We start from the raw sequence: 21,044 nt of genomic DNA on the forward strand, positions 1-21,044 counted from the left end.
AGTCATTTGCTTGATAATGTTAAGCATTAACTATTTATCAATCAATCCAGTGAAAAAACTTCTCCTTTGCACAGCCCTGCTGGCCTCCTTCCCCGCCTTTGCCGCGCAACGTCCCGTCGCCGCCAAGGCGCCCGTGGTCAAGATCGAATCGAACATGGGCGCTGCCGTCTCGGCGGCAGCGGACGAACTCGAACGGAATTTCTATTGGGCCAAGGGTAGTCCGATTCCCATTTTCGACAAGCTGGCGGTGTTCGAGTTCTCCGCGCCGACTGCCGCGAAACTGAAAACCGTGTTCGGATCGGCACGGCCGTACACCGTGACGCGCGCGCCGGCCGCAGGCGGCATGGTCGGCTTCGACATTGCGCTTCCGGCGCACAGCTATGCCGATTTGAACGAGCAGAACTGGTCGTGGGACGCGCTCAAGATGAACGTGGTGACCGATGATGCCGGCCGCACGATGACGGGCACCGGCAGCTGGCCACGCCTCACGGTCAACGTGAAAAGCGGCGACATCGTCGTCAACAACATGACCATGGAAACCAGCCAGCGCCGCAACAACGACGATGTGTGGCTCGGCACGGCGCGCGCGGACGTCAAGTCGATCGACGTGACCGGCAAAGATCAACCGGGCGCCGTGAAAATGGAAGGCCTGTCGGTCACGTCCGCAGTGTCCGAGAACGGCAAGGATTACGACCTCGGAAGCGACTTCGGCATCAAGCTGATCACGGTCATGGATGAAAAGATCGACGACCTGCGCATGTCGATGCGGATGACCAAGCTCGATATGATCTCGTTGGAGCAGTTGAGCAAAGCCATCCAAAAGTCGTCCAAGCCAGGCGGCGAGCCGAACCTGGACGATATCGCCCCCCAAGTCAAGGCCTTCGTCAAGGGCATGGCGGTACGCGGCACGGCCATCGAGATCACCGAGATGAGCGCCGGCTACCACGGCCATCGCGCCCTGATGAAGGGCAGCCTGGCAGTGGGCAAGACGGTCGACAAGGATTTCAATTCGGCCACCGCCCTGATGAAAAAGCTGGACGGACGCTTTGAAATGCGCGTGCCGGTCGCGCTGGTCACCGCCATCGCGCGCAATGTGACGCAGGCGCAGGCCACCCGGAAGGGCGAAACGCCGTCGCCGGAAATGCTGGACTCAACCGCCAAGAGCCTGTCCGACATGGCCGTGGACAAGGCGACGGCCGACGGCTATGCGCGCCTGGAAGACGGCGTACTGGTATCGGTCATTGAATTCAAGGCCGGCAAGCTGACCGTCAACGGCAAGGCAGTTGCCATCCCGACGGGCGACAAAAAGCCCGCCGCGGCCACCAAAAAGCCGGCCAAGCGCCGCGCCAAGTAAGCAGCACGCAGCAAGCGGCGGCCATCGTCCGATGGCCGCCTCCACCCCGCCTTCTTTTCAACATGTTACCCCAGCCGGCGCGCTAGCGCGCCGGCTGGGGTGGCGCCACGGCAGCCAACTTGCGGCCCGAGCTGGACCATACCTGCATGCATGCCGACCCGGTCCAGCTGGTTGCATCCGGACAGCTGCACTGGTTTCCTTCCAAGGTACTATTGGCCGGGCACTGCAGGCCGCTGCGTTGGGCGTGCGCACCGGCGCCGCTCTGTGAAGATGGCGACGGGACCACGCCCCCCACCACCGCGAGCAGCAGGCATGCCGAGACAGCAACAGCGGCAAAAATGGCTTTCATAACGACCTCCTGGTTGGCAATGAAACCTAACCATTGCAGGAAGCGCGCTTGCTATTGTTGCGTGTCATCAACTCAAACCGATCTTACTCACCAGCAATGCCACCAGCGTGGCGCCGGTACGACGCCGGCCGCTCCCGTCAACCGCCTGCGCCAACGGCGCAGCTGTTGCCGATACGGGTCCAGCGCACCCGCTGGCGCGCCTGCGTGGCCACCGACTTGCCCGATTGCGCCATCGTCGCGCGCACCGCCGCCGCTTCATTCGGCGTTTTCGCTTCGCGCAGCGCCTTCGCGTACTGCACGTTGACCGCTACCTGCTTTTCCGCCAGTTCGCGCTGAAGGCGCGGCAGGTCGCGCAGTTGCTGCGCCGCCTTGGCGCGCGCCTCCGGTGTCTTGCCTTCGGCCGCTTCGCGTTCAAGCACGGGACGCATCCATGCCAGGTCCGCAGCGGGGTCGCCGGCGCGGGTGGCGCTGACGGTATCGTATTCCCACGTGACCTTGTCGATGCGGCGGATGGTGAGCGTGACCACCGCCGCCGGACAGTTCGCCGTATGCACCAGCACCCCATCCGCGCCGACCTCGCTGGACTGGTCCGGACAGGACGCCAGTGCCACCGCCGACGAATACAGCGCATCCGAGATCCGGCGCGGCCGGATGCAGTGCGTGACCGGGCCTTTGCCTTCATACACCTTCTCGCCCGAGTCGGCCCCGGCGACGCGCTCGCGCCGCACGATGTCGCCATTGGCGCCATCGACCCGCGTGTCGACCCGGTTGGCCGGCGCCGGCGCCGGGATGCTGCTGGTCGACGCCGAATCGAGCCGGTACAAGCCGGCCGGCGGCAGGATTTGCTCGAGCGCCGGCGCGCAAGCGGCGCTACCGGCCAGCAGGGCGCCCACTATCGTCAATGGGATACGCATCAGCGCACCACCATTTCAACGCGGCGGTTGCGCGCACGCCCGGTGTCGTCGGCGTTATTCGCCGCCGGCGCCAGGTTGGCGACGCCGTGCGGCTGCATGCGCGCGGGCGCGATCCCGTACTGCCCACTTAAAGCCTCCACCACCGCCTGCGCGCGCTTGCGCGACAGCGCAAGGTTGGCATCGACCGCGCCCTGGTTATCCGTGTGCCCGACGATGAACACGTTCACGCCCGGGTCGTTCTTGAGCGATTTGGCCATTTGTTCGAGCGTGTCCTTCGATTCCGGCTTGATCACAGCCTTGTTGGTATCGAACAGAATGCCGTACAGGGCGATGCGGCCATCCTTCCTGAGCGCGGCGCCAATGGCGCTGGCGTCGACCGTCACGTTGCCCTGTTCGACCCTGGCAGCCTCGATCACCTGCATGAATTGCTGGGCGCGGCCCTGGACGTTGGCGTCGCTCTCCTCGCCCGTGCGCAACGCGATCTGCACATCCACCGCGCCCGCTGGCGCGTCCTTGCGCGCATGGATGTAGTGGAAGCCCGGCTTGTATTCGAACAGGCGGATCACATAGGCATCGCTCTGGCCATTGTCGGCCCATTGCGCGCCCTGGGCCCAGCGCACGATCTTCGACTGCGTGCGGTCTTTCTCGCACTGGGCTGCCTCGCATTCGTACAAGGTGTCGAAGCCGGCGCCGCGCAGCGCGGCCTGGTAGTTGCGGAAGATCTCCAGCGATCCGCGTCCCTTCGGTCCGAAATACATCCGGTTCGAGATCTTGCCTTCGACCGTTTTTTCGACCGGGCCGTTCTTACCGGCGACCAGCGTGCGCGCGCTGGCGTAGCTTTCTTCGCCATGCAGGTACAAGGTGGAGCCGGCGTAGCGCGACAGCAGCGGATGGTCGGCGCCGCCGGGGCGGTCGGCGTCGTATTTTCCCGCCTGCGCCAGCGGCGACGACAGGATGAGTGCGAGCGCACACGCCGTCAGGGCGTTGCGGTGAACCGGATAGGACATGAGAGGCTCCTTGAATGGATGGCGATGTAATCTGATGCGGGCGTAAAAAAAGGGAGGCGGAACATCACGTTCTGCCTCCCCTTCTGGTCATGCCGGGCGCTTTATGCGAGCTTGCCGTGGCATGCCTTGAATTTCTTGCCGCTGCCGCAAGGGCATGGGTCGTTGCGGCCGACCTTCGGTCCGAGCATCTCGTCCTCGCCCGGATTGCCGACCGGCGCCAGCAGATCTTCCGGCGCCGAGGCAGGATTGAAGTCCGCGTGCTGGTAGCTGACGTTTTCGACGTGCGACTGGTGCATCGCCGCTTCGGCGTCGATTTCTTCGCGCGACTGGATGCGCACCGTCATCACCATGCGGATCACTTCATTCTTGATCATGTCCAGCATCGATCCGAACAGCTCGAACGCTTCGCGCTTGTACTCCTGCTTCGGGTTCTTCTGCGCATAGCCGCGCAGGTGGATACCCTGGCGCAGGTGGTCCAGCGCCGCCAGGTGCTCGCGCCAGTGGCTGTCCACGCTTTGCAGCATGACGTTGCGCTCGAAGCCGCCGAACGATTCCTTGCCGACGATGGCGATCTTGCTGTTGTACGAGGCGTCGGCTGCGGCCAGCACGCGCTCGCGGATGTCGTCGTCGGTCATGTTGGTATCGGTCGCCAGCATCTGCGCCAGCGGCACGTTGAGCTGCCATTCGTTGGCCAGGGTCGCTTCCAGGCCGGGGATGTCCCATTGCTCTTCGACCGATTCCTCCGGCACGAAGGCATGCACCACATCGGTGAACACGCCGGCGCGCAGCGATGCAATCAGTTCGCCGATGTCGGTCGTCTCGAGCAGTTCGTTACGCTGGGTGTAGATCACCTTGCGCTGGTCGTTGGACACGTCATCGTATTCGAGCAGCTGCTTGCGGATGTCGAAGTTGCGCGCCTCGACCTTGCGCTGGGCCGACTCGATCGAGCGCGAGACGATGCCCGCTTCAATCGGTTCGCCTTCCGGCATTTTCAGGCGGTCCATGATGGAGCGCACGCGGTCGCCGGCGAAGATGCGCAGCAGCGCATCGTCGAGCGACAGGTAGAAGCGCGACGAACCCGGATCGCCCTGGCGGCCGGAACGGCCACGCAGCTGGTTGTCGACGCGGCGCGATTCGTGGCGTTCGGTGCCGATGATGTGCAGGCCGCCGGCGGCCACCACGTGCTCGTTCAGGGACTTCCACTCGCTGCGCAGTTTTTCGGCCTGGGATGCCTTGTCGGCATCCGACAGGGCCGCATTGGCTTCGATGATCTGGATCTGCTTTTCAACGTTACCGCCCAACACGATGTCGGTACCACGGCCGGCCATGTTGGTGGCGATGGTAATCATCTTGGGACGGCCCGCCTGGGCGATGATTTCGGCCTCGCGCGCATGCTGCTTCGCATTGAGGACGTTGTGCGCCAGCTTGGCCTTGTCGAGGATCCCCGACAGCATCTCGGAGTTTTCGATCGAGGTGGTACCCACCAGGACCGGCTGCCCGCGCTCGTAGCAATCGCGGATATCGATCAGCATGGCGTTGTATTTCTCGGCCGAGGACTTGTACACCTGGTCCTGGCGGTCCTTGCGCTGCGACGGACGGTTGGGCGGAATGACCACCGTCTCCAGGCCGTAGATTTCCTGGAATTCGTACGCTTCGGTATCGGCCGTACCGGTCATGCCGGACAGCTTGGTGTACATGCGGAAGTAGTTCTGGAAGGTGATCGAGGCCAGGGTCTGGTTCTCGTTCTGGATGCGCACGCCTTCCTTGGCTTCGACTGCCTGGTGCAGGCCGTCGGACCAGCGGCGCCCGGTCATCAGGCGGCCGGTGAATTCATCGACGATCACCACTTCATCGTTCTGCACCACGTAATGCTGGTCCTTGTAGTACAGCGCGTGCGCGCGCAGGGCCGCGTACAGGTGGTGGATCAGGGTGATGTGGGCGGCGTCGTAGAGCGAAGCGCCTTCCGGCAGCAGGCCCATTTCGGTGAGGATCGCCTCGGCGTTCTCGTGACCGCGTTCGGTCAGCAGCACCGAGTGCGCCTTCTCGTCCTTGGTATAGTCGCCCGGGACCGAGACCACGCCCTTGCCGTCCGGGGTTTCTTCGCCGATCTGCAGGGTGAGCTTGGCCGGCAGCGAATTGATCTGGTGATACAGCTCGGTATGGTTTTCAGCCTGGCCCGAAATGATCAGCGGCGTACGCGCCTCATCGATCAGGATCGAGTCGACTTCATCGACCACGGCGAAATTGAGGCTGCGCTGGACCCGCTCGCTCGCCTCGAACACCATATTGTCGCGCAGGTAGTCGAAACCGAATTCGTTATTGGTGCCGTAAGTGATGTCCGACGCGTAAGCCGCTTGCTTGACGCTGTGGTCCATCTGCGACAGGTTGATGCCGGTGGTCAGGCCGAGCCAGCTGTACAGGCGTCCCATCCACTCGGCGTCGCGCTGGGCCAGGTAATCGTTGACCGTGATGACGTGCACGCCCTTGCCGGACAGCGCGTTCAGGTAGGTCGGCAAGGTCGCCATCAGCGTCTTGCCCTCGCCAGTACCCATTTCGGCGATTTTGCCGTAGTGGAGCACCATGCCGCCGATCATCTGGACATCGAAATGGCGCATCTTGAGCACCCGCTTGGCCGCCTCGCGGCATACCGCAAACGCTTCCGGCAGCAGCTGGTCGAGCGTTTCGCCTTTGGCGACGCGCTCCTTGAACTGCGGCGTCTTCGCTTGGAGTTCAGCGTCCGACAGCTTTTCGATCTGTGGCTCGAGCGCGTTAATCTCGCGCACGGTTTTTTGATATTGCTTGAGCAGCCGCTGGTTGCGGCTACCGAAAATCTGGGTCAGTAATGACATGCTTGAATTCTTGAAAAAAACGCCGCAAAAAGAAGCCGTAATGATAGCAAAAACATATCATCCAACGGCCGACTATGGCAAAAAGACTGTGATTTTATCATGCGATCTTGCCACACTTGGGGTTATTGGCCCGGAACTCAAGAGGCAAGGTCAAAACAAAGTTAATAAAATGACTCCGACAAGGCGTTCTGGCGGGGCGCCGCGCGCTGTGATATGTTGCGCCTTATGCATATCTACGGAACCAAGACGCGCCGCACCTCGATCGTCGCTACCGATTTTCTCAAGCGTAACGACAAGATGGCGGCCCTGCTGCCGACCGCGATGCGCATGGCCAGCCTGCAGAGCGATTGCGCCAAGGCGCTGCCGCCGATGTTCGGCAACTGCGACGTGCTCTCGTTCGAAGACGCGCGCCTGGTGCTGGCCGTGCCCAGTTCGGCCGTCGCGGCCAAGCTCAAACAGCAACTGCCCAAGCTGCAGGGGGCCCTGCAAAAGCGCGGCTGGCATATCGACGAGATCAAATTGAAAGTGCAGGTCACGCGCAGCATCGCGCCGGTGGTGCACACGCACCAGCTGATTTTGCCCGGCACGGCGCGCTCGGCGTTCGAGGCGCTGGGCGACGCCCTGCCCAAGACAAAGGCCAACGCCACCCTGATCGCCGCCGTCAAGGCGATGGCGGCGCGCCAGCGCTAGACGGATTTGCGCTTGAATACCGTGGCCACAAGCAGTAAGACCGTCGCCCCCGCGCCAAGGCTTTTAGGTAAGCGCCCACTCGCGCGCCATCTGGCGCACGTACGAAGGCGGCGCGCTGCCGGGCTTTTCGAACGCCACGATCTCATAGGCGTCCGGATGCTTGAGCAGTTCAAGCAGCAGCAGGTTGTTGAGCGCATGGCCCGACTTGTGCGCCTCGTAGCCGGCCAGCAGCGGGTGCCCGACCAGGTACAAATCGCCGATCGCGTCGAGGATCTTGTGGCGCACGAACTCGTCGTCGTAGCGCAGGCCATCCGAATTGAGAATCCGGTACTCGTCCATCACGATCGCGTTTTCGAGCGACCCGCCGCGCGCCAGGCCCATGCCGCGCAGGCTTTCCACATCCTGCATGAAGCCGAAGGTGCGCGCGCGCGCCACGTCGTGCACGTACGAGACGTCGCCAAAGTCGACAAACGCGCGCTGGGTCGTGCCATCGACCGCCGGATGGTTGAATTCAATGAAAAAATCGAGCTTGAAGCCGTCGTACGGGGTCAGGCGCGCCCATTTTTCGCTGGCGCCGCTGCCCTGGCGCACTTCCACGTCTTTCAGCACGCGGATGAATTTCTTCGCCCCGTCCTGCTCCTGCACGCCCGCCTGTTGCAGCAAAAAGACAAACGACGAGGCCGAGCCATCCATGATCGGAATCTCTTCGGCCGACACGTCCACGTACAGATTGTCGATCCCGAGCCCGGCGCAGGCCGACATCAGGTGCTCCACCGTGGACACGCGCGCATCGTCCTTGACCAGCACCGACGCCATGCGGGTGTCGCCCACCACGCCCGCGCTGGCGGGGAACTCCACCACCGGGTCCAGGTCCACGCGGCGAAACACGATGCCGGTATCGATCGCGGCCGGGCGCAGGGTCAGTTCGACCTTGGTCCCGGAGTGCAGCCCCACGCCGACGGTGCGCACCAGTTGTTTGACGGTTCTTTGTTTTAACATCTGGCGATTATAGCGAACTTGATGGGCCAGCGCTGCCGGGCCTCTAGGGGTGCTCGGCCTGCGCATGCGAGCGCTCGTGCCGCACCAGGTAGATGCCGCTGCCGATGATGATGGCCGCGCCAATGAGGGTGTAGCGGTCTGGCAGGGTACGCCACAGCATCCAGTCCAGCGCCACGCCCCAGGCCAGCCCGGAGTATTCGAACGGCGCCACGCGCGAAGCCTCGCCCGAATTGAACGCTTCCGTGATCGCCAGCTGGCCCAGGAAGCCTGTCAGCGCCAGGCCGCACAACAGCCAGACGTCCTGGGCGCGCACCGCCACCCAGTTTGGCGCGGCCAGGGCCGATGCGCCGATGGCCAGGAACACCATCAGCCACAGCACCATGTGCTCGGCGCGGTCGGTGCGCCCGACGATGCGCGAGGTGATCGCCGACACCGCGTAGCAGGTGGCCGCGCCCAGCACCGCCAGCCCGCCCAGGGTCAGCATGCCGGTCCCGCTCGGGCGCAGCACTACCAGCACCCCACCCATGCCGACCGCAATGGCGATCCAGCGCGCCAGGTCGACCGACTCCTTAAGGAACACCACCGACAGCGCGGTAATGAGGGCCGGGGCGATAAAGAAGATCGAATACGCTTCGGCCAGCGACAGCTTGCGCAGGCCGAAGGCAAACAGCGCCAGCATCGTGATGCTCAGGGCCGCGCGCAGCAGATGCATCGGCCAGCGCACCTGCAGCGCCGTGCCGAACGCGCCGCGCCAGCCGACATAGGCAAACACCAGCGGCAGCGACGACAGCCCGCGCATGGCAGCCACCTGCAGCGCCGGATAATGCGCCGACAGCAGCTTGAGCGCCGTATCCATCAGCGAAAACATGACCACCGCGATCAGCATCGCGTAGATGGCGCGCAGGTTTCCGCCGCGCGCCGTCACAGGCGCTTGACCATGAACAGGCTGAGCGGGTCCGGCTGGTAGTCGCCGAACGGCGCGCAGCGGATAAAGCCGTCGCGCTCATACAGGCCGATGGCTTCGGGCTGGCTGATGCCGGTTTCGAGCTTCAAGCAAGGCAAGCCAGCGGCGGCGGCGCGCTGCGCGATCTCGGCCAGCAGCTTGCCGCCCACGCCCTTGCCGCGCTGGGCCGGATCGACGTACATGCGTTTGACTTCGCCGTAGCCGCCCCGGTCGACATAAGCGCCGCAGCCAAGCGCGCGGCCGTCAGGATCGCGCGCGACCAGGAACACCACATCGGATTGGGTCAGCGAGTCGACATCCATCAAATGGTTGCTCTCGGCCGGATAGAGGCCGGCAAAATAGGCGTCCAGCCGTTCGAGCATGGCGATGATGTCTGGCTGGCGCGGGGTTTCGGTTTGAATATGCATGGCGATGTAAAAAACGGCGCCGCGGCGCCGTCTTTGCGGAAATGGTTCCGGGTTGGTTTTAAGCGACTTGCTTGAGCAGCGTTTCGGCGTTCGACACTTCAAACGCACCGCCCTGCTCCACGTTGAGCTGCTTGACGACGCCGTCGTCGACCAGCAGCGAGTAGCGCTGCGAGCGCGTGCCCATGCCGAACTTCGAGAAGTCCGCATCCAGGCCCAGTACCTTGCTGTAGGCGGCGTTACCGTCGGCCATCATGCGCACGATGCCGGTGGCTTTCTGGTCGCGGCCCCAGGCGCCCATGACGAAAGCGTCATTGACCGAGATGCACCAGATTTCATCGACGCCCTTGGCTTTGAGTTCGTCGGCCAGCTTGACGTAGCCCGGCACGTGCTGTGCGGAGCAGGTCGGGGTGTAGGCGCCCGGCAGGCCGAAGATCGCGATCTTCTTGCCCTTGGCCAGATCAGCTACCTGGAAGGTATTCGGGCCAAGCGAGCAGCCTTCGGTTTCGGTCTCGACGAATTCAGAGAGGGTGCCTTCAGGCAGGCGGTCGCCGATTTTAATAGTCATTCGAGGCTCCATAGTATGAGGTTGATAAGACGGCTAGTATGCCTGATCCTGATCGACCTTGCAGGCTGGCGCCTCCCTGGCGCGCGGCCGTGCCGTTCGCGCGCGGAAAAAACGGCGTAAAAAAAGCCGGGTTCTCCCCGGCTTCTTCAACACTGCGGTCCGATCAATCGGCTTGCTTGCGCAGGAACGCCGGGATGTCGTAGGTTTCCACGCCATTGCGCTGCATCGCCTGCACCTGCTCGGACGCCTGCTCGCGGCGCCACACGGCTGGCTGCTTCATGCCTTCCATCGCATGGCCGCTGGCCGCGCCGGCACCCATCGACACGCCCACGGTGGCGCCCACGCCGCCGGCCGACATCATCGGACCGTTGTGGGTACCGGTGCGCAGCATCGGCTGCTGGACCAGCTGCATGGCCTTCTTGGCCTTGCCCAGGCCGGTCGCGACGACGGTCACGCGGATATCGTCGCCCATGTCGTCGTCGTACGCGATACCCTGCGCGATCGATGCATCGGGCGCCGCAAACGCGCGCACCGCCGCCATGACTTCCTTGATCTCTTTACCCTTGAGACCACGGCTGGCGGTGACGTTGACCAGCACGCCGCGCGCACCCGACAGGTCGATCCCGTCGAGCAGCGGCGACGCGACTGCCTGCTCGGCCGCGATGCGCGCGCGATCGACGCCGCTGGCGGTCGCGGTGCCCATCATGGCCTTGCCCTGCTCGCCCATGATGGTCTTGACGTCGTTGAAGTCGACGTTGATATGGCCCGGCACGTTGATGATCTCGGCGATACCGGCCACCGCGTTGTTGAGCACATCATCGGCGTGGCGCATCCACTCGATCATGCTTTCGTCTTCGTAGATCTCTTCCAGCTTTTCGTTCAGGATGATGATCAGCGAATCGACGTGCTGCGACAGTTCTTCCAGCCCGCTCTCGGCCACGTCCATGCACTTCTGGCCTTCGTACGAGAATGGCTTCGAGACCACGGCCACCGTCAGCGCGCCGAGCGACTTGGCGATTTCGGCCACGATCGGTGCTGCGCCGGTACCGGTGCCGCCGCCCATGCCGGCCGCGATAAAGACCATGTGCGCGCCGCGCAGCGCGTCTTCAATGCGCGCGCGCGATTCTTCGGCCAGCTGGCGGCCGACGGTCGGCTTCATGCCGGCGCCCAGGCCCGACTCGCCGATCTGGATGATGTTGTGGGCGCTCGACGCGGCCAGTGCCTGCGAATCGGTATTGGCCGCGATGAATTCAACGCCCGACACGCCCTTGTTAATCATGTGTTGAACCGCATTGCCACCTGCTCCGCCGACGCCGACGACCTTGATGACGGTTCCTAGTGCTGCGTTATCGACCATATCAAACTCCATGATGAACTCCTAATCAAAGTGCGGTTTCCAAGCGCCAGGACTCATAGTCGTATGAAACCTGGAGGTTGAAAACTGCGTTAACCGTTAAATAACAAGAACCCGTGTGCGTATCATTCCAAACTGTGCCGACTTAAAAATTCCCTAAAAACCATTCCTTCATGCGCTGCCAGACCGCTTTCACCGAGCCATCCTGGCGCGTCACGATATGCCCGCGCAGATACTGCTTCTTCGCTTCGAGCAGCAGCCCGAGCACCGTCGCGTAGCGCGGACTGCGCACCACGTCGGCCAGCTGGCCGCGGTAATCCGGCGTGCCAAGGCGCGCCGGCTTGAGGAAAATATCTTCCGCCATTTCGACCATGCCCGGCATGATCGCGGTACCGCCGGTGAGCACGATGCCCGACGAGAGCACGCCCTCATAGCCCGACTCGCGCACCACCTGGTGCACCATCGCGAACAATTCCTCGACGCGCGGCTCGATCACCGCCGCCAGCGCCTGGCGCGACAGGTTGCGCGGACCGCGGTCACCCAGTCCCGGCACTTCGAGCGACTCGTGCGGGTCGGCCAGCACCTGCTTGGCGACGCCATAGCGGATCTTGATCTCTTCGGCTTCGGAAGTGGGCGTGCGCAGCGCCATGGCGATGTCGTTGGTGATCTGGTCGCCGGCAATCGGAATGACCGCCGTATGCCGGATCGCGCCGTCGGAGAACACCGCAATGTCGGTGGTGCCGCCGCCAATGTCGATCAGCACCACGCCCAGTTCTTTCTCATCGAGCGTGAGCACCGCGTCGGCCGAAGCCATCGGCTGCAAGATCAGGTCCGACACTTCAAGGCCGCAGCGGCGCACGCACTTTACAATGTTTTGTACCGCCGATACCGCACCGGTGACAATATGCACCCGCACTTCCAGGCGGATGCCGCTCATGCCGATCGGTTCGCGCACGTCTTCCTGGCTGTCGACGATGAATTCCTGCGGCACCGTGTGCAGCAACTGCTGGTCGGTCGGGATATTGACCGCCTTGGCCGTTTCGATCACGCGCGCCACGTCGGTGGCCGTCACTTCCTTGTCCTTGATCGCGACCATGCCGCTCGAATTGAACGAGCGGATATGGCTGCCGGCGATGCCCGCGTACACATTGCGGATTTTGCAGTCGGCCATCAGCTCTGCTTCCTCGAGCGCGCGCTGGATCGATTCGACGGTCGCCTCGATATTGACGACCACCCCTTTTTTCAGTCCGCGCGACTCGTGCTGACCCAGTCCGATCACCTCGTGGCGCCCGTCGGACATCACCTCGGCCACCACGGCCACCACTTTCGAGGTACCGATATCGAGGCCGACGATCAGGTTTTTCGCGTCTTTTGTCATGTGCTGTCGCCTACTGTCTTTGCTTTGTCTTGCTGCTGGTTGATCTGCTGTTCGGTTTTACTGCTTTTTTTACTGCCGCATTGACAGGCTTGTGCGGATCGCTCGGCAGCACCAGCGCGGCGGCGGAAAGCGCCAGGCCGTTCTGATACCGCATGTCGATCGTGTCGATGCCATCCTGCAGGCGGCTGGCCAGTTGCGGATAAATCCCCACCAGCCGCTGCACCCGCTTCTTCAGCGTCGTCTTGTCCTGCTCCCGTCCCAGCGCCACGCTCATGCCGTTATCAAGTTTCACGGTCCATGCGTAACGGCTCGACAGGTCCAGCTTTTCCGGCACCAGCGCGACCGGCGAAAACAGCGCGCGCAACTCCAGAAACCGCGCCAGCACTTCCTTCTCGCTGCCTTCCGGCCCGTCCAGCGCCGGCAGCGGATGATCCTCGTCCGCCTCGGCCAGGTTGGCGGTAAATACATCGCCCTTGACCGACAACAGGCGCCCATCCTCGCCCCAGGTGCCGAGCGCTTCGTGCTCCTCGACTTCCACGATCAGCTGGTCCGGCCATTCGCGCCGCACCTTGGCCCGCCTGACCCAGGGTACCGCTTCGAAGGCGGTGCGCACCTGTTCCAGGTTGGTCGTGAAAAAATTACCCTTGATGCGGCCTACCACGCCGGCGCGCAAGGTGAGCTTGTTCACGTGCTTCAGTTCCATTCCATACACGCTGTCGACCCGCACCGTGCGCAGGGTGAACATCGGCAGCTGCGACAACCACCACACGGCCGACGCGAGGCAGGCGATCACCACCGCGGCCATCAGGCCGCTCGCGCTTGCGTTCAAAGCTCTTACGTCATGCCACATTACTGTATTAACCCTGGCCCTGGGCCATTTTCAAGCGTGCCGAACGCACAATCTCGACACACAGGTCTTCATAGCTGATACCCAGCGCGCGCGCCGCCATCGGCACCAGCGAATGGCTGGTCATGCCCGGCGAGGTATTGACCTCGATCAGGAACGGCTTGTTGTCGCTGGCGCGCAGCAGCACATCGACCCTGCCCCAGCCTTCGCAATCGACGGCGCGGTAGGCTTCCACCGCAAGACGCGCCACTTCCGCGCTGGTCGCTTGGTCCAGCGCAGCCGGGCAAATATACTTGGTGTCGTCCGTAAAATACTTGTTCTGGTAATCGTAATTGCCATCCGGGGCCACGATTTCGACGATCGGCAGCGCGCGCGCGCTCGCGCCGCGTCCCAGCACCGCCACCGTCAGTTCGCGCCCGGTGACGAATTCCTCGGCCAGCACCACTTCGTCGAAACCGGCCGCCACATCGTAGGCCGCCTTGAAATCGGCGGCGGCGCGCACCTTGGTGATGCCCACGCTCGAGCCTTCGTGGGGCGGCTTGACGATCAGCGGCAGGCCAAGCTGCTCAACCACCTGCGCCAGGTCGGTATCGGCGGCCAGCGCGGCGTAGCGCGGCGTCGGCAGGCCGCGCATCAGCCAGATCATCTTGGTGTAGATCTTGTCCATGGCAATCGCGCACGCCATCACGCCGCTGCCGGTGTAAGGAATGCCGAGCTGTTCGAGCGCGCCCTGCAGGGTGCCGTCTTCGCCGTAGCGGCCGTGCAGCGCGATGAACACGCGGTCGAATTCCTCGGCCGCCAGTTCGGCGATGCTGCGCTGGCCCGTGTCGAACGGATGGGCGTCGATGCCCTTGCTCTGGAGCGCCTTGAGCACGCCGGTGCCCGACATGATCGACACGTCGCGTTCGGCCGAACGGCCGCCGAACAGCACGCCCACTTTGCCCAGTGCGGCCGCGTCGCCGGAATTAAATACACTCATGCTCAAGCCTCCACAGGGGTAATCAGTTTATTCGGAACGCCGCTGATCGAGCCGGCACCCATGGTGATGACGACGTCGCCGTCGCGCACCACGTTCATGATGGCGGCCGGCATGTCGGCGATCGCCTCGACAAAAATCGGCTCGATCTTGCCGCCCACGCGCAGCGCATGCGCCAGCGCGCGGCCATCGGCGGCCACCACGTGCGCTTCACCGGCGGCATACACTTCGGACAGCAGCAGCACGTCGGGCGTGCCGAGCACCTTGACGAAGTCCTCGAACAGGTCGCGCGTGCGCGAATAGCGGTGCGGCTGGAAGGCCAGCACGATGCGGCGGCCCGGGTAGGCGCCCCGCGCGGCGGCCAGCGTCACTTCCGTCTCGACCGGGTGGTGGCCGAAATCGTCCACCAGCGCGAAGCTGCCGCCGCCGGGAATACTGATGTCGCCGTAGCGCGTGAAGCGCCGGCCCACGCCGTGGAACTCCGCCAGGCCCTGCTGGGTCGCACTGTCGTCGATGCCGATTTCGCGCGCGATGGCAATCGCCGAACAGGCATTCTGCACATTATGCATGCCGGGCTGGTTGAGGATGAACTGTGTATCCGGATAGCCTTCCTGGACCACCGTGAAATGCATCTGCAGGCCGATGGCGCTGGCATTGACCGCGCGCACCTGGGCCGCTTCGGAAAAGCCGTAGGTCGTGATCGGCTTGGTCACGAACGGAATGATGTCGCGCACATGCTGGTCGTCGATGCACAGCATCACGCGGCCATAGAACGGCAGGCGGTGCGTGAAGTGCACGAAAGCCTGCTTGAGCTTTTCAAAATCGTGCTCGTAGGTTTCCATGTGATCGGCGTCGATATTGGTGATCACTTCGATCATCGGCGTCAGGTTCAGGAACGAGGCGTCCGATTCATCGGCTTCGGCCACGATGTATTCGCCGGTTCCCAGCTTGGCGTTGGCGCCGGCGCTGTTCAGGCGTCCGCCGATGACAAAGGTCGGATCGAGCCCGCCCTGGGCCAGCACCGAGGCCACCAGGCTGGTGGTGGTGGTCTTGCCGTGGGTACCGGCGATGGCGATACCGCGCTTCAAGCGCATCAATTCACCGAGCATAATCGCGCGCGGCACAATGGGAATCTGCGCTGCGCGCGCCGCCACCACTTCCGGATTGTCGTCTTTGACGGCGGTCGAGGTGACCACGGCGTCGGCGCCGAGGATATTGTCGGCGGCGTGGCCGAGCATGACCTGCGCGCCCAGGCTGGCCAGGCGCTGGCTGGCCGCGTTGCTGCCCAGGTCCGAGCCGGACACGCTGTAGCCGAGGTTGAGCAGCACTTCGGCGATGCCGCTCATGCCGCTGCCGCCGATGCCGACGAAGTGAATGTTCTTGATTTTATGTTTCATGTTCTTGTTTCAATTCTGTCTGTCGATCCTGCCAGTTGTTCGAGTACATCCGCGATTGCTTCATTGGCGTTGCGCTTGCCGGCCGCCAGCGCGGCGGTCGCCATGGTGCGGCAGGCGTCGCGGCTAAGGCCTTGCAGCAGCTGCGCCACGCGCTGCGCGCTCAATTCCGTTTGCGGCAAATGGATTGCCGCCTTTTGTTTTTCCATCCACTGCGCATTGTCGCGCTGGTGGCTGGTGGTGCTGGCCATGAACGGCACCAGCACGCTGGCCACCCCCGCCGCCGTCAGTTCCGACACCGTGATCGCGCCGGCGCGGCAGATCACCACGTCGGCGGCAGCGTAGGCGCCGGCCATGTCGTCGATGAAGTCGACCACGTCGGCCGTCACGCCGGCCTTGGCATACGCCTCGCGCAGCGCATCGATATTCTTCTTGCCCGACTGGTGTGTCACGTGCGGACGCTGTTCTTCGGGCAGCAGCGCCAGCGCGGCCGGCACGCTGTCGTTCAATACCCTGGCGCCCAGGCTGCCGCCGACCACTAGGATGCGCAGCGCGCCGCTGCGGCCCGCGAAGCGCTGCGGCGGCGGCGTCATGGCCAGGATTTCCTTGCGTACCGGGTTGCCGGTGACGATGGCCTTGGCGGCGGCGCTGCCGAAATCGGCGGGAAAGCCGAACATCACTTTGCTGGCCAGCGGCGCGAGCGTCTTGTTGGACAACAGCAGCGCCGCGTCGGCATTGACCAGCGCCAGCGGCACGCCGGCAAAACGCGCCATCATGCCGCCCGGGACGCACACGTAGCCGCCCATGCCGAGCACCACGTCCGGCTTGCGCTGCCTGATGAAGCGCCGGCAAGCCGCGAAACTGGCCACCATCTTGAACGCACCCGTCACGCTGTGCTTCAGGCCCTTGCCGCGCATGCCCGAAAAATCGATGCTGTCGATCGCGATGCCGCTCTTGGGCACGAGATCCTGCTCCATGCCGTGCGAGGTTCCGAGCCAGCTCACGTCCCAGCCGCGCTGGCGCATGGTCTGGGCGATCGCGATCCCCGGGAAAATATGCCCGCCGGTGCCGGCCGCCATGATCATCAAACGCTTCATGGCCGCCCCCCCCTCATCAACACACGGTTTTCATAATCGATACGCAGCAAAATCGCCAGTCCGACGCAGTTAATCAACACGCCCGAGCCGCCATAGCTCATCAACGGCAGGGTCAATCCCTTGGTCGGCAGGATGCCCAGGTTCACGCCCATATTGATGAAGGTCTGCGCGCCGATCCAGATGCCGATGCCTTTGGCGGCCAGGCCGGCGAAGATCTGGTCGATGGCGATGGCCTGGCGCCCGATATCGAAGGCGCGCTTGACCAGCCAGTAGAACATGGCGATCACGACCAGCACGCCGGCCAGGCCAAGTTCCTCGCCGATGACGGCCATCAGGAAATCGGTATGCGCTTCGGGCAGGTAGTGCAGTTTCTCGACGCTGGCGCCCAGGCCCACGCCAAACCATTCGCCGCGCCCGAAGGCGATCAGCGAGTGGGTCAGCTGGTAGGCCTTGTCGAGCGCATTGCCTTCCTTCCACGGGTCCAGGTAGGCGAAAATGCGCGCGCGCCGGAATGGAGAAAAGAAGATGATGGCGCCGAAAATGGTCACCAGCAGCGCGCCGATCCCGCCGAACCAGACCGCGTTGATCCCGCCCAGGAACAGGATGCCCATGGCGATGCAAACGATCACGCCGAACGCGCCCAGGTCGGGTTCGAGCAGCAGCAGCAGGCCCACCATGCCGATCGCGCCGGCCATCGGCAGGAAGCCCTTGGTCAGCTTGTGCATGTATTCCTGCTTGCGCACCGTGTAATCGGCGGCGTACAGCACGGCCGCGATCTTCATCACTTCGGACGGCTGCAGCTTGAACAGTTTGAGGTCCAGCCAGCGCTGCGCGCCGTTGACCGAGAAACCCACGTGCGGCACCAGCACCAGCACCAGCAGCGCCAGGCTGCCGACGAACATGACGGACGCGTAGCGCTGCCAGAGTGCGATCCGGATGCGGAATACGAAGTACCCGGCCAGCATCGAGACCATGATGAAAATCGCCTGGCGTTGCAGGAAGTAGGTCGTTTTGTAGTTGGCGTACTTGGGCGAATCGGGCAGCGCGATCGAGGCCGAGTACACCATCACCATCCCGAACAGCATCAGCAGCACGGTGACCCAGACCAGCAGCTGGTCGTATTCCATCATTTTCGACGGGCGTGTGCGGTCCCCGGACAACGCGTCCGAAGCCGGCCCGGCGAATGAGAATGGAAACTGGAAGGCCATCAGAGATCCTGTCCTTTTTCCAGCGCCAGTTCGCGCACGGCGTCGACGAACACCTGGGCACGGTGGCCATAGCCGGTGAACATGTCGAAGCTGGCGCAGGCCGGCGAGAGCAGCACGCAATCGCCGGCCTGCGCCAGCGCGGACGCGCGCCGCACCGCTTCAGGCAGGGTCGCGCAATCGATCAACTCGACGCCGGACGGTTCGATGGCGGCGCGCAGCAGCGGCGCGGCGCGCCCGATCAGCAGCACCGCGCGCACGTAGCGCGAGCACGGTTCGGCCAGCGGTTCGAACTCCTGGCCCTTGCCGTCGCCGCCGGCGATGAGCACGATTTTCTGCGTTTCGCCGCCGAAGGCCTTGCCCAGGCCAGTGAGCGCAGCCACGGTGGCGCCCACGTTGGTGCCCTTGCTGTCGTCGTAGTAATCGATGGCATCGATGGCGGCCACCAGTTCGACCCGGTGCGGTTCGCCCTGATAGTCGCGCAGGCCGTGCAGCAGCGGCGCGAACGGCAGGCCGATGGCGCGGCACAGTGCCAGCGCGGCCAGCGCGTTGGTGGCGTTGTGCAGGCCGCGGATGCGCAGCGCGTCGGCCGGCATCAGGCGGCTGATCGTGCACGGCACCACCTCAAGCGGTTCGTTTTTCTTGCGCTTCTTTTCGCTCTCTTCGCCGGCCACGGCCACGGTCAGCCACAGCACGCCGCGTTCGTTATGCAGGCCGAAGCTGTCGGCTTCTTTCGGCTCGCCCGTTCCGAAGGTGCGCACCTCGGCGCCCGGTGCGGCCATGCGCGCGACGAGCGGGTCGTCGCGATTGAGCACGCGTACCGTCGATAGCCCGAAGATGCGGGCCTTATCAAAGCCGTAGGCATCCATGTCGCCGTGCCAGTCCAGGTGGTCCTGGGTGATGTTCAATACCGTGGCGGCATCGGCGCGCAGGCTGAAGGTCGAATGCAGCTGGAAGCTGGACAGCTCCAGGATCCAGGCTTGCGGCAGGGCCTCGCCGCCGCCCGCTTCCTGGTCCAGCACTTCGCGCAGCACGTCGAGCGCCGCCGGGCTGATATTGCCGGCCACGCGGGTCGACAGGCCGGCGCGCTGGCACAGCAAACCGGTCAGGCTGGTGACGGTGGTCTTGCCGTTGGTGCCGGTAATGGCGATGACTTTCGGCGCATAGGCGCGTTCTTCCCTGAGCGCGGCCAGGCCCTGGGCGAACAGTTCGATTTCGCCCCAGACCGGAATGGCGCGCGTCTGGGCGGCCGGCACGATGGCGGCCAGTTCGCGCGCAGGCGCCAGGCCCGGGCTGACGGCGACGAAGTCGATGGTGTCGAGCAGCGACTCACTCAACTCGCCGCCGATGAATTCGGCGCCCGGCAGGGCATCGCGCAGCGCTTGCAGGCGTTGCGGCGCTTCGCGCGTATCGGCCACGCGCACGCGTGCGCCGCAGCGCGCCAGCCACTGCGCCATCGCCAGGCCGGATTCGCCCAGCCCGAGGACCAGGGCGTGCTTGCCGGCGTATTGTTCGAGGTGGTTCATCAGCGCAGCTTCAGGGTAGACAGGCCAACCAGCACCAGCATCATCGTGATAATCCAGAAACGCACGACGACCTGGGTCTCTTTCCAGCCTTTTTGTTCGAAATGGTGGTGCAAGGGCGCCATCAGGAATACCCGGCGTCCGGTGCCGTAGCGCTTCTTGGTGTACTTGAACCAGCTGACCTGGATGATCACCGAGACCGTTTCGGCCACGAACACGCCACCCATGATGAACAGGACGATCTCCTGGCGCACGATGACGGCAATCGTCCCGAGCGCGCCGCCCAGCGCCAGCGCGCCGACGTCGCCCATGAACATCTGGGCCGGATGCGCGTTATACCAGAGGAAGGCCAGGCCCGCACCGGCCATCGCGCCGCAGAAGATCAGCAGTTCGCCGGCACCCGGAATGTGCGGGATGAACAGGTATTTCGAGTAGGTGGCGCTGCCGGTCAGGTAGGCGAACAGGCCCAGGGCCGAGCCGACCATCACGGTCGGCATGATCGCCAGGCCATCGAGACCGTCGGTGAAGTTGACCGCGTTGCTGGTGCCGACGATGACGCAGTAGGTCAGCGCGATGAAACCCCACACGCCGAGCGGATAGCTGATGGTTTTCACGAACGGCACGATCAGGTCGGCCTTGGGCGGCAGGTCGAGCGAAAAGCCCGACTGCACCCACGCATAGAACAGCTCCCAGACCTTGCCCGGAGTCGGCGCCGACACCGAAAACGCCAGGTACAGCGAAGCGGCGATGCCGATCAGGGACATCCAGAAGTATTTTTCGCCCGAGCGCATGCCTTCCGGGTCCTGGTACACCACCTTGCGGTAGTCGTCGGCCCAGCCGATGGCGCCGAAACCGAGGGTCACGACCAGCACCGGCCACACCAGGCGGTTCGACAGGTCGCACCACAGCAGGGTCGAGACCCCGATGGCGATCAGGATCAGCACTCCGCCCATGGTCGGGGTGCCGTGTTTTTTCAGGTGCGTCTGCGGACCGTCCTGGCGCACGGCCTGGCCGACCTTGAGCGAGGTGAGTTTGCGGATCACGGCGGGACCGGCCACGAGGCCGATCAGCACCGCCGTGATGGTGGCGAACACCGCGCGGAAAGTGATGAAGTTGAAGATTCGCAGAGGACCGAGTTCGTCCTGGAACATTTGTGCGAGCCAGAGCAGCAT

19 protein-coding genes are annotated in these 21,044 nt (G+C 64.0%); 2 read left to right on the forward strand and 17 right to left on the reverse strand.

Features of this window, described 5'->3' with window-relative positions; genetic code table 11:
• The first annotated feature begins 49 nt into the window (after nucleotides 1-49).
• Entirely contained in the window at nucleotides 50-1,354 is a 1,305-nt protein-coding gene (locus F2P44_RS17405; protein ID WP_167088321.1) for a DUF945 family protein, read from the forward strand.
• A gap of 82 nt (nucleotides 1,355-1,436) precedes the next feature.
• Here F2P44_RS17405 and F2P44_RS17410 read toward each other — a convergent pair whose 3' ends face one another.
• The 4 genes from F2P44_RS17410 to secA form a co-directional block, all read right to left on the reverse strand.
• Nucleotides 1,437-1,703 (reverse strand): hypothetical protein, encoded by a 267-nt coding sequence (locus F2P44_RS17410; protein ID WP_167088322.1) that lies wholly within the window; start codon nucleotides 1,701-1,703, stop codon nucleotides 1,437-1,439.
• Nucleotides 1,704-1,840: 137 nt separating this feature from the next.
• On the reverse strand, nucleotides 1,841-2,617 hold the full coding sequence (locus tag F2P44_RS17415) for a hypothetical protein (RefSeq protein WP_167088323.1): 777 nt from the start codon (nucleotides 2,615-2,617) through the stop codon (nucleotides 1,841-1,843).
• A complete protein-coding gene (locus tag F2P44_RS17420; RefSeq protein ID WP_167088324.1) occupies nucleotides 2,617-3,624 on the reverse strand; it encodes an OmpA family protein in 1,008 nt (335 codons plus the stop codon). Before F2P44_RS17420 ends, F2P44_RS17415 begins: the two co-directional genes overlap by 1 nt.
• Nucleotides 3,625-3,725: 101 nt before the next feature.
• Nucleotides 3,726-6,473 (reverse strand): preprotein translocase subunit SecA, encoded by a 2,748-nt coding sequence (gene secA, locus F2P44_RS17425; RefSeq protein ID WP_167088325.1) that lies wholly within the window; start codon nucleotides 6,471-6,473, stop codon nucleotides 3,726-3,728.
• Nucleotides 6,474-6,698: 225 nt separating this feature from the next.
• Here secA and F2P44_RS17430 point away from each other — a divergent pair, with 225 nt between their 5' ends.
• Entirely contained in the window at nucleotides 6,699-7,163 is a 465-nt protein-coding gene (locus tag F2P44_RS17430) for a DciA family protein (RefSeq protein ID WP_082692401.1), read from the forward strand.
• 63 nt (nucleotides 7,164-7,226) lie between these two features.
• Here F2P44_RS17430 and lpxC read toward each other — a convergent pair whose 3' ends face one another.
• The 13 genes from lpxC to mraY all read right to left on the reverse strand — a co-directional run bounded on the left by lpxC (nucleotide 7,227) and on the right by mraY (nucleotide 21,044).
• The gene (lpxC, locus tag F2P44_RS17435; RefSeq protein WP_167088326.1) at nucleotides 7,227-8,162 is read right to left on the reverse strand and encodes a UDP-3-O-acyl-N-acetylglucosamine deacetylase; all 936 of its coding nucleotides are present in this window, start codon (nucleotides 8,160-8,162) and stop codon (nucleotides 7,227-7,229) included.
• 43 nt (nucleotides 8,163-8,205) lie between these two features.
• Nucleotides 8,206-9,048: a DMT family transporter gene (locus tag F2P44_RS17440; RefSeq protein WP_167088400.1), complete on the reverse strand. Its 843-nt coding sequence runs from the start codon at nucleotides 9,046-9,048 to the stop codon at nucleotides 8,206-8,208.
• 35 nt (nucleotides 9,049-9,083) lie between these two features.
• On the reverse strand, nucleotides 9,084-9,533 hold the full coding sequence (locus tag F2P44_RS17445; protein ID WP_167088327.1) for a GNAT family N-acetyltransferase: 450 nt from the start codon (nucleotides 9,531-9,533) through the stop codon (nucleotides 9,084-9,086).
• A 58-nt stretch (nucleotides 9,534-9,591) separates the two neighbouring features.
• Nucleotides 9,592-10,098, reverse strand: a complete 507-nt coding sequence (locus F2P44_RS17450) for a peroxiredoxin (protein ID WP_167088328.1) — start codon at nucleotides 10,096-10,098, stop codon at nucleotides 9,592-9,594.
• A 163-nt stretch (nucleotides 10,099-10,261) separates the two neighbouring features.
• Nucleotides 10,262-11,467: a cell division protein FtsZ gene (gene ftsZ, locus F2P44_RS17455; protein ID WP_167088329.1), complete on the reverse strand. Its 1,206-nt coding sequence runs from the start codon at nucleotides 11,465-11,467 to the stop codon at nucleotides 10,262-10,264.
• Nucleotides 11,468-11,597: 130 nt separating this feature from the next.
• On the reverse strand, nucleotides 11,598-12,830 hold the full coding sequence (ftsA, locus tag F2P44_RS17460; protein ID WP_054266460.1) for a cell division protein FtsA: 1,233 nt from the start codon (nucleotides 12,828-12,830) through the stop codon (nucleotides 11,598-11,600).
• Nucleotides 12,831-12,840: 10 nt separating this feature from the next.
• Nucleotides 12,841-13,680 carry a cell division protein FtsQ/DivIB gene (locus tag F2P44_RS17465; protein WP_167088330.1) on the reverse strand — a complete coding sequence of 280 codons (840 nt, stop codon included), beginning with the start codon at nucleotides 13,678-13,680 and terminating at the stop codon, nucleotides 12,841-12,843.
• Nucleotides 13,681-13,687: 7 nt separating this feature from the next.
• Nucleotides 13,688-14,656 carry a D-alanine--D-alanine ligase gene (locus tag F2P44_RS17470; protein ID WP_167088331.1) on the reverse strand — a complete coding sequence of 323 codons (969 nt, stop codon included), beginning with the start codon at nucleotides 14,654-14,656 and terminating at the stop codon, nucleotides 13,688-13,690.
• 2 nt (nucleotides 14,657-14,658) lie between these two features.
• Nucleotides 14,659-16,050 carry a UDP-N-acetylmuramate--L-alanine ligase gene (gene murC / locus F2P44_RS17475; protein ID WP_167088332.1) on the reverse strand — a complete coding sequence of 464 codons (1,392 nt, stop codon included), beginning with the start codon at nucleotides 16,048-16,050 and terminating at the stop codon, nucleotides 14,659-14,661.
• Nucleotides 16,047-17,144, reverse strand: coding sequence for an undecaprenyldiphospho-muramoylpentapeptide beta-N-acetylglucosaminyltransferase (murG, locus tag F2P44_RS17480; protein ID WP_167088333.1), 1,098 nt, complete (start codon nucleotides 17,142-17,144; stop codon nucleotides 16,047-16,049). The genes murC and murG overlap by 4 nt, the downstream gene beginning before the upstream one ends.
• A complete protein-coding gene (ftsW, locus tag F2P44_RS17485) occupies nucleotides 17,141-18,352 on the reverse strand; it encodes a putative lipid II flippase FtsW (RefSeq protein WP_167088334.1) in 1,212 nt (403 codons plus the stop codon). Before ftsW ends, murG begins: the two co-directional genes overlap by 4 nt.
• Nucleotides 18,352-19,875 (reverse strand): UDP-N-acetylmuramoyl-L-alanine--D-glutamate ligase, encoded by a 1,524-nt coding sequence (gene murD, locus F2P44_RS17490; RefSeq protein WP_167088335.1) that lies wholly within the window; start codon nucleotides 19,873-19,875, stop codon nucleotides 18,352-18,354. The genes ftsW and murD overlap by 1 nt, the downstream gene beginning before the upstream one ends.
• Entirely contained in the window at nucleotides 19,875-21,044 is a 1,170-nt protein-coding gene (gene mraY / locus F2P44_RS17495) for a phospho-N-acetylmuramoyl-pentapeptide-transferase (protein WP_167088336.1), read from the reverse strand. The genes murD and mraY overlap by 1 nt, the downstream gene beginning before the upstream one ends.

Origin of the sequence: Massilia frigida (assembly GCF_011682175.1) — a bacterium.
GTDB classification, from domain to species: domain Bacteria; phylum Pseudomonadota; class Gammaproteobacteria; order Burkholderiales; family Burkholderiaceae_D; genus Telluria_A; species Telluria_A frigida.

Bases quoted from the DNA above. Each gene is read 5' to 3' on its own strand.
- F2P44_RS17430 (WP_082692401.1), top strand. From the start codon at position 6,699: ATGCATATCTACGGAACCAAGACGCGCCGCACCTCGATCGTCGCTACC.
- mraY (WP_167088336.1), bottom strand. From the start codon at position 21,044: ATGCTGCTCTGGCTCGCACAAATGTTCCAGGACGAACTCGGTCCTCTG.
- ftsA (WP_054266460.1), bottom strand. From the start codon at position 12,830: ATGACAAAAGACGCGAAAAACCTGATCGTCGGCCTCGATATCGGTACC.
- ftsZ (WP_167088329.1), bottom strand. From the start codon at position 11,467: ATGGAGTTTGATATGGTCGATAACGCAGCACTAGGAACCGTCATCAAG.
- secA (WP_167088325.1), bottom strand. From the start codon at position 6,473: ATGTCATTACTGACCCAGATTTTCGGTAGCCGCAACCAGCGGCTGCTC.
- ftsW (WP_167088334.1), bottom strand. From the start codon at position 18,352: ATGGCCTTCCAGTTTCCATTCTCATTCGCCGGGCCGGCTTCGGACGCG.
- murC (WP_167088332.1), bottom strand. From the start codon at position 16,050: ATGAAACATAAAATCAAGAACATTCACTTCGTCGGCATCGGCGGCAGC.
- F2P44_RS17410 (WP_167088322.1), bottom strand. From the start codon at position 1,703: ATGAAAGCCATTTTTGCCGCTGTTGCTGTCTCGGCATGCCTGCTGCTC.
- lpxC (WP_167088326.1), bottom strand. From the start codon at position 8,162: ATGTTAAAACAAAGAACCGTCAAACAACTGGTGCGCACCGTCGGCGTG.
- F2P44_RS17470 (WP_167088331.1), bottom strand. From the start codon at position 14,656: ATGAGTGTATTTAATTCCGGCGACGCGGCCGCACTGGGCAAAGTGGGC.
- F2P44_RS17415 (WP_167088323.1), bottom strand. From the start codon at position 2,617: ATGCGTATCCCATTGACGATAGTGGGCGCCCTGCTGGCCGGTAGCGCC.
- murD (WP_167088335.1), bottom strand. From the start codon at position 19,875: ATGAACCACCTCGAACAATACGCCGGCAAGCACGCCCTGGTCCTCGGG.
- F2P44_RS17440 (WP_167088400.1), bottom strand. From the start codon at position 9,048: ATGCTGATCGCGGTGGTCATGTTTTCGCTGATGGATACGGCGCTCAAG.
- F2P44_RS17445 (WP_167088327.1), bottom strand. From the start codon at position 9,533: ATGCATATTCAAACCGAAACCCCGCGCCAGCCAGACATCATCGCCATG.
- F2P44_RS17420 (WP_167088324.1), bottom strand. From the start codon at position 3,624: ATGTCCTATCCGGTTCACCGCAACGCCCTGACGGCGTGTGCGCTCGCA.
- murG (WP_167088333.1), bottom strand. From the start codon at position 17,144: ATGAAGCGTTTGATGATCATGGCGGCCGGCACCGGCGGGCATATTTTC.
- F2P44_RS17465 (WP_167088330.1), bottom strand. From the start codon at position 13,680: ATGTGGCATGACGTAAGAGCTTTGAACGCAAGCGCGAGCGGCCTGATG.
- F2P44_RS17450 (WP_167088328.1), bottom strand. From the start codon at position 10,098: ATGACTATTAAAATCGGCGACCGCCTGCCTGAAGGCACCCTCTCTGAA.